The organism is Streptomyces sp. (assembly GCF_035563135.1).
Lineage (GTDB): Bacteria > Actinomycetota > Actinomycetes > Streptomycetales > Streptomycetaceae > Streptomyces.
The window spans coordinates 1-6,501 of the sequence record NZ_DATMVN010000344.1 but is presented as its reverse complement, the minus strand read 5'-3'; the positions used below and the strand labels follow the sequence as shown (position 1 = coordinate 6,501).

Sequence of the window (6,501 nt, the reverse complement as noted above, 5' to 3'; positions counted from 1 at the left end):
CAGCAGGTGCAGCCGCAGCGCCAGCTGGAGCTCCAGCGCCCGGTCGGGCTCGTTCCAGTCGCGGCCGAGCAGCACCTGGATCCGGTCGAGGCGCTGCACCACCGTGTTCACATGCACGTGCAGTTCGTCCTTGGCCCGGATCAGGCTGCCGCCCGCGCCGAAGTACGCCCGCAGGGTCCGTACGAGATGGGTGCCGCGTCGCTCGTCGTACCGCAGCAGCGGGCCCAGTACGGCGGTCACGAAGCCGTCCACGTCCTTCGCGTTGCCCAGGACGACGCCCAGGAAGCCGAGTTCGCCGACGCAGGCCCCTTCGCCCTCGCGGCCGAGCACCCGCATGGCACGCAGGCAGCGCGCGGCTTCCGCGTAGGCGGCGGCGAGGTCGCGGGTGCCGGCCGCCGGGCCCGTGCCGGCGACGGTGACGGGCGCCTGGACGAGGTGGCCGAGCTGCGCGGCTGCCGCCCGTGCGGCGGCGCCCGCGGGCGTTCCTTCGCCGTCGCATTCGATCAGCAGCACGACGGTGCCCGCGTGTTCGGCGCTCACCCCGTGGATGCCCCCGCCGAACAGGTACCGCATCGCGGCGCCGCCGAGTTTCTCCCTGGCCGCCGCCTCCGCCACCAGCAGCAGATGCGGCCGGTCCAGGTCGACGCCGAGTCTCCGGCCCCGTTCGGCCAGCCCGGCCGGGTCGCGCTCCGGGTCGCCGAGCAGGTCGCTGATCAGTTCGCCCCGTATCCGGTTCTCGGTCTCGGCGACCGTACGGCGCAGCAGCAGGAGCAGGCCGGTGACGACGGCGGCGCGTTCGAAGAGCCGCCGGTCGGAGTCGTCGAGCCGGGCCGCCCGGTGCAGCACCAGGCTGGCGAGGAGCTCCTGCCCGGCGAGCACGGCACAGATCCACCGGCCGTCGCGGTGCACGGCGCGCGCCCCGTGGCGGGACTCCTCGGCGGTGCCGGCGAGCCAGTGGGCGTCCATGCTGTCGGCGGCGCACCCGGTGCCGTCGGGCCGTACGGCCGCCAGCGGGCGCCCGCCGGGGTCGTGGATGGTCAGGGGGCTGTCGAGCAGCCCGGCGACGGACACGGCGACGTCCTTCACGTCACCGCCGCGCAGCACCAGGTCGGTGAGCCGGTCGTGGGCCTCCTCCGCGCGCCGCATGGCGGCCGAGTGCGCGCGCACGGCGGCGTTGGCCTCGGCCAGTTCCGCGTTCGCGCCGGCGAGTTCCGCGAGGGCGGCCCGGGTGTCGTCCAGGGCCCGGGCGGTGTCGATCGCGATGGCGGCGTGCGCGGCGAGCGAGCAGAGCAGGGCCACCTCGTCGGGGCTGAAGACCCGCGCGGCGCGGTCGGCGGCGAAGAGGACCCCGATGACCTTGCCCGTGCCTCCCCGGCTGGAGCCGAGCAGCAGGGGCACGCCCAGGATCGCCACCAGCCCTTCGTCCAGCACACCGGCGTTGATGTTGCGGGTGTGGCGGAAGCGGTCGTCGGTGCGGTAGTCGGGGGTCGCGTACGGGCTCGCGGTCTGTGCCACGAGTCCGCCGAGCCCTTCGCCCAGTTCGAGCCGGAGCCGCTGGAACAGCAGGGACACCGACCCGTCGGTCACCCGCATGTAGGTGTCGCCGGCCTCCTCGTCGGGGAGCGTGAGATAGGCGGTGTCGGTGCCCAGCAGTCTCCTGGCCCGCCGCACGATCGCCTTCAGCACGTCGTCCGGGTCCCGGGAGGCGGCCAGGTCGCCCGCCGTGTCGAAGAGGGCGGTGAGCTGGAGTTCCCTGCGCCGGTGCTGGCGCAGGGCGCCCCTGATCCGCAGGGCGGTGGCGGCCGCCCGTTCCACCTCGGCCAGTTCGGCGGCGGGCACACCCGCGGCCCTGGCCGCCGAGGTGACGGCACCCAGTTCCTCGGCGGGGGCGTCGTCGGCCAGCAGGTCCAGGAGGCGTGCCAGAAGAGGCGCGGCGGAGGGGGGCGGTTCAGACATGGGCGGCCATCGTTCTTCCGGCTTGCGGGGGTGGTCGGGGGTCAGTTGGCGGTCCAGCCGCCGTCCATCGTGAGGGAGCTCCCGGTGATGTGGGAGGTGCCGGGTCCGCACAGCCACAGGACGGCACCGGCCACGTCGCGGGGCTCGATCAGCGACTTGAGGGCGCTGCGTTCCAGCAGCACCCGGCCGACCACCTCCTGTTCGGAGATGCCGTGGCTGTGGGCCTGGTCCGCGATCTGTCCCTCGACCAGGGGCGTGCGGACGTAGCCGGGGCTGACGCAGTTGCTCGTCACCCCGTGCGCCGCCGCTTCGAGTGCGACCACTTTGCTGAGCCCCTCCAGTGCGTGCTTGGCCGAGACGTAGGCCGACTTGTAGGGGCTGGCGCGCAGCCCGTGCACGGACGAGATGTTGACGACACGCCCCCAGCCGCGTTCGTACATGCCGGGGAGCGTGCGGCGCAAGATGCGGAACGGTGCTTCCACCATGACGCGGTGGATCAGCGTGAAGCGGTCCGGCGGGAACTCGTGCACGGGCGCCACGTGCTGGAGCCCCGCGTTGTTGACCACGATGTCCGCGTCGGCGGGCAGCCCGTCCACCGCTTCCGCCACGGAGAGGTCGGCCACCCAGGCCGTGCCGCCGATCCGTGCGGCGACGTCCTTCGCGGCGTCGCCCGCCTTGTCCACGACGTGCACATGGGCGCCGGCGGCGGCGAGTGCCTGCGCGCAGGCCAGTCCGATGCCGCTGGCCGCCCCGGTGACCAGGGCGGTGCGTCCGGCGAGGGCGGTGGGGGCGAGGGGGTCGTGCTGGGGGGTACGGGAAGTCTGCATGGGCGTCACCGTAAGGACGTCGCCGCCCGCATCACACGGGGTCGGTGCACACACCCCGGTACGGCCGCATGGTGGCGGCCTACATGGTGCGGCCGGGTGCCGGGGCGCGCGTCCGCCGGGCGTCGGGCGGGCGCAAGGGGAGCGCCGCACACAGCGGGGGACGGCGGGTGGCCGTCTGCCACATGGGCGGCCCGGGCCCCGGCTCGTAGGTTCCGGCAGCAGCCCGTCCGTCCGTGTCCCTCCGCCCGTCCGCGTCCGTCCGCACGCCCACGCCCGTCCGCGTCCGTCCACGCCCGTCCGCGTCCGTCCGCACGTCCGATGAGGAGGCCCCACCGTGCGCCCACCGCTCCTGCGACGCCTGCTCCGCCGCGTCGCGTCCGTCGCCGTCTGCGGCTTGCTGCCCCTGCTCGCCGCGTATCCGGTCCCCGCCGCCGCCGCTCCCGCGGCCCCGGCTGCCGCCGGTCTTCAGCAGGTCACCGGCTTCGGCCCGAACCCCGGCAACCTCCAGATGTTCGCCTACACCCCCGACAGCGTGCCGGCGGGCGCGCCCCTGGTGGTCGCCCTGCACGGCTGCACCCAGTCGGCCGACGCGTACCACACCCACTCGGGCTGGACCGAGTACGCCGATCGGTGGGGCTTCGACGTCGTCTTCCCGCAGACCACCTCGGCGAACAACCCGCTGTCGTGCTTCGGCTGGTTCGACCCGGCCGAGAGCACGCGGGGCCGGGGCGAGGCGGCGTCGATCGTGCAGATGGTCCAGTACGCGAAGCAGACGTACGGCTCCGACGGCCGCCGGGTGTACGTCACCGGGCTCTCGGCGGGCGGCGGGATGACCGCCGACCTGCTGGCCGCCTACCCGGACGTCTTCGCCGGCGGGTCCGTGGCCTCCGGGCTGCCCGCGCAGTGCGCCACGAGCCAGGCCGCCGCGTCCGGCTGCCAGACGGGCCCGCAGAAGCTGTCGCCCGCCCAGTGGGGCGACAAGGTCCGCAACTCCTACCCGGGCTGGACCGGCCCCTGGCCCCGGGTCGCCATCTGGCAGGGCACCTCCGACTACACGGTCCGCCCGGCCAACGCCACGGCGCTGCGCGACCAGTGGACCGACGTGTGGGGCATCGGCCAGACCCCGTCCGGCACCCAGAGCCTGCCCGGCAACACCACCCGGAGCGTCTACGCCGACGCGTCCGGCCGGTCCGCCGTGGAGACGTTCTCGGTGTCCGGCATGGGGCACGGCCTGCCGGTGAACCCGGGGCCGGGCGCCGAGCAGTGCGGGTCGACGGCCGCGTACTTCCTGGACACCATCTGCTCGGCGTACCACACGGGTGTGTTCTGGGGGCTGGACAAGGGCGCCCCGGGCGGCGGCGACGGGCTGCCCGCCCCGGCGGGCCTGAAGGTCACCGGTATCACGGACACCAGCGCCTCACTGGCGTGGAACGCGGTCGCGGGCGCGGCCTCCTACGCGGTGTTCCGCGACGGCACGAAGGTGGCCTCCACCGCCTCGACGGCCTACACGGACACGGGGCTGACCGCCGGCACCTCCTACCGCTACCGGGTGGGCGCGGCGGACCCCTCGGGGGCGGCGGGGCCGGGCTCGTCCGCCGTGACCGCGACCACGTCGGGCGGCACGGCCCCGGCCCGGTGCTTCACGGCGTCGAACTACGCGCATGTGACGGCCGGCCGGGCGTACACCTCGGGCGGCCGTGCCTATGCGAAGGGTTCGGCGCAGGACATGGGGCTGTACAACGTGTTCGTCACCCACACCCTCCGGGAGTCACCCGCGGGTCACTTCGTGATCGCCGACTCAGGCTGTCAGGCCGGGTCCTCGTAGCCGTCCCTGATCCGCCGGGGCAGCTCGCAGCCGTCCTCGACCGCGGTGAGGGACACGGCCTGCCCGGCTCCTCCCGCGGTGCGGTGCCGGGCGTACAGCTTCCAGCCCCGCTTGGCGAGGGTGCGGTAGGTGACGTCCCGCTCGGCATGGCTGGAGACGATCTCCCAGTCGTGCTGCCGCATGCGCATCACCGTCGCCTCGAAGGCGCCGGCGGCGTCCGCCGCCGGCGCGTCGCCCGCCCAGGGCACGACACACCTGCGCCAGTCCCCCTCCGGCAGTCCGGCCGTGGAGGTGTCACCGTCCGGGAGCCCTGCGGCCCGGGCGAAGCCGGTTATCTCGTCGGCGACCGTCCGCGAGGTGAACGGCACGGTGGGTTCCGGGGAGGGTGCCGGCGCGGCGTCGCTCTCCCCGATGAGGCCGCAGCCCGTCGTCACCGTCATGAATCCGGCCACCACGGCGGCGACTGCCGCCGTGCCTGTCCTGGTTGTGCGCACTGGTGCTTCCCACCCCGGTCGTTCCTCCCCACGGGCCCGCGCCCGTGTGACCCCCGCCGGAGTTTCGCATGGGGTCTGACCTGCTGGGAAGGGTCCGTGCGCGGGTTCCGGCTCTCCGGCCGAGGGCGGCCGGGAGCGCCCCGGTAGAGTGGGCTGGTCGTCATCACGCCCGTACAGGGGGAAGCCGGTGCGAATCCGGCGCCGACCCGGCCCCCACGCGCTCGGCCCGGTCCGAGCAGGGGCGATCCCGTTCGAGAGGCCCAGCCCGCCATGTCCGTACGCCGCCGCGCGGCAGCGCTCGCGATCACCGCCGTGCTCTGTGGAGCGGCCGCCCCGGCGGCGGTCGCCGCGCCGAGCCCGTCCCCGTCCGCCCCCGCTCTTCCGGCGGGGCTGTACGGCACGAAGGACCCGGCCTACGACGGGGTGTGGCGCCAGTCGCTGGCCTTCCTCGCGCAGAAGATCGAGCTGGTCACACCCGCCACGCAGGCGGTGGACTGGCTCGTCGGCCAGCAGTGCGACAGCGGGGCCTTCGCCTCGTACCGCGACGCCTCCGAGCCCTGCGACGCCACCACGGTCGCGGACACCAACGCCACGGCGGCGGCGGTGCAGGCCATGGTCGAGCTCGGCGTGCACCGCGAGGTCGTGGACAACGGGGCCGGCTGGCTGAAGTCCGTGCAGAACGAGGACGGCGGCTGGGGTTACAACCCGGGCAGCCCGAGCGACGCCAACTCCACCGCCGTCGTGACCGGGGCCCTGGCCAGGGCGGGCGTGCCGGTCGCCGAGATCACCAAGGCGGGCGGGAAGACGCCGTACACGGCGCTGCAGACCTTCGCACTGCCCTGCGGCGGCAAGGACGGCGGGGCGTTCGCCTATCAGCCGGACAAGAAGGGCCGGCTCACCGCCAACGCGGACGCCACGGCGGCCGCGGTCCTCGGCTCGATGGGCAAGGGCATGGCCGTGGGGAACTACAACGCGGTGAAGGCCCCCGTCTGCCACGAGGGCACCGGCCTCACCCCCGAGCAGTCCGCGCAGAACGGCGCCTCCTACCTGGCGAAGGCTCTCGGCGGATCGGGGCACCTGGATCTGCCGCCGATGCCCGGCGCCGAGGAGTCCGCGCCGCAGCCGGACTTCGGCAACACGGCGGACGCGGTGGTGGCGCTGGCGGCGGCCGGCCACAAGGACAAGGCGGCCGGGGCGGTCGCCTATCTGGAGAAGCACGCGCAGGGCTGGGCGAAGGAGGGCGGCCCCGCCGCCACCGCCCAGCTGGTGCTCGCCGCCCATGCGACCGGCAGCGACGCCCGTGACTTCGGCGGCGTCGACCTCGTGAAGCAGCTCAACTCGACGGGCCCCGCGCCCGCCGCGACCGCCGTTCCCTCGCCGGCCGCGACGGCTCCCTCGA

At 74.7% G+C, this 6,501-nt stretch carries 5 protein-coding genes; 2 read left to right on the top strand and 3 right to left on the bottom strand.

Annotation, left to right across the window (positions count from 1 at the left end; translation table 11 throughout):
• Together VN520_RS14995 and VN520_RS14990 are read right to left on the bottom strand one after the other, a co-directional pair.
• Positions 1-1,956 (bottom strand): helix-turn-helix domain-containing protein (locus VN520_RS14995; RefSeq protein WP_325747407.1); only part of this gene is annotated, 1,956 nt, incomplete at its 3' end.
• A 41-nt stretch (positions 1,957-1,997) separates the two neighbouring features.
• A complete protein-coding gene (locus tag VN520_RS14990) occupies positions 1,998-2,783 on the bottom strand; it encodes a 3-hydroxybutyrate dehydrogenase (RefSeq protein WP_325747406.1) in 786 nt (261 codons plus the stop codon).
• A gap of 334 nt (positions 2,784-3,117) precedes the next feature.
• Here VN520_RS14990 and VN520_RS14985 point away from each other — a divergent pair, with 334 nt between their 5' ends.
• A complete protein-coding gene (locus VN520_RS14985; RefSeq protein WP_325747405.1) occupies positions 3,118-4,608 on the top strand; it encodes a PHB depolymerase family esterase in 1,491 nt (496 codons plus the stop codon).
• Here the strand turns inward: VN520_RS14985 and VN520_RS14980 are convergent.
• Entirely contained in the window at positions 4,590-5,102 is a 513-nt protein-coding gene (locus VN520_RS14980; protein ID WP_325747404.1) for a hypothetical protein, read from the bottom strand. The genes VN520_RS14985 and VN520_RS14980 overlap by 19 nt on opposite strands.
• Before the next feature lie 270 nt (positions 5,103-5,372).
• On the opposite strand from VN520_RS14980, the gene VN520_RS14975 reads away from it, so the two are divergent.
• Positions 5,373-6,501, top strand: a 1,129-nt coding sequence (locus VN520_RS14975; protein WP_325747403.1) for a prenyltransferase/squalene oxidase repeat-containing protein, incomplete at its 3' end; no start/stop codon positions are given.

Coding starts and splice junctions, on each gene's coding strand:
- VN520_RS14990 (WP_325747406.1), bottom strand. CDS start 2,783: ATGCAGACTTCCCGTACCCCCCAGCACGACCCCCTCGCCCCCACCGCC.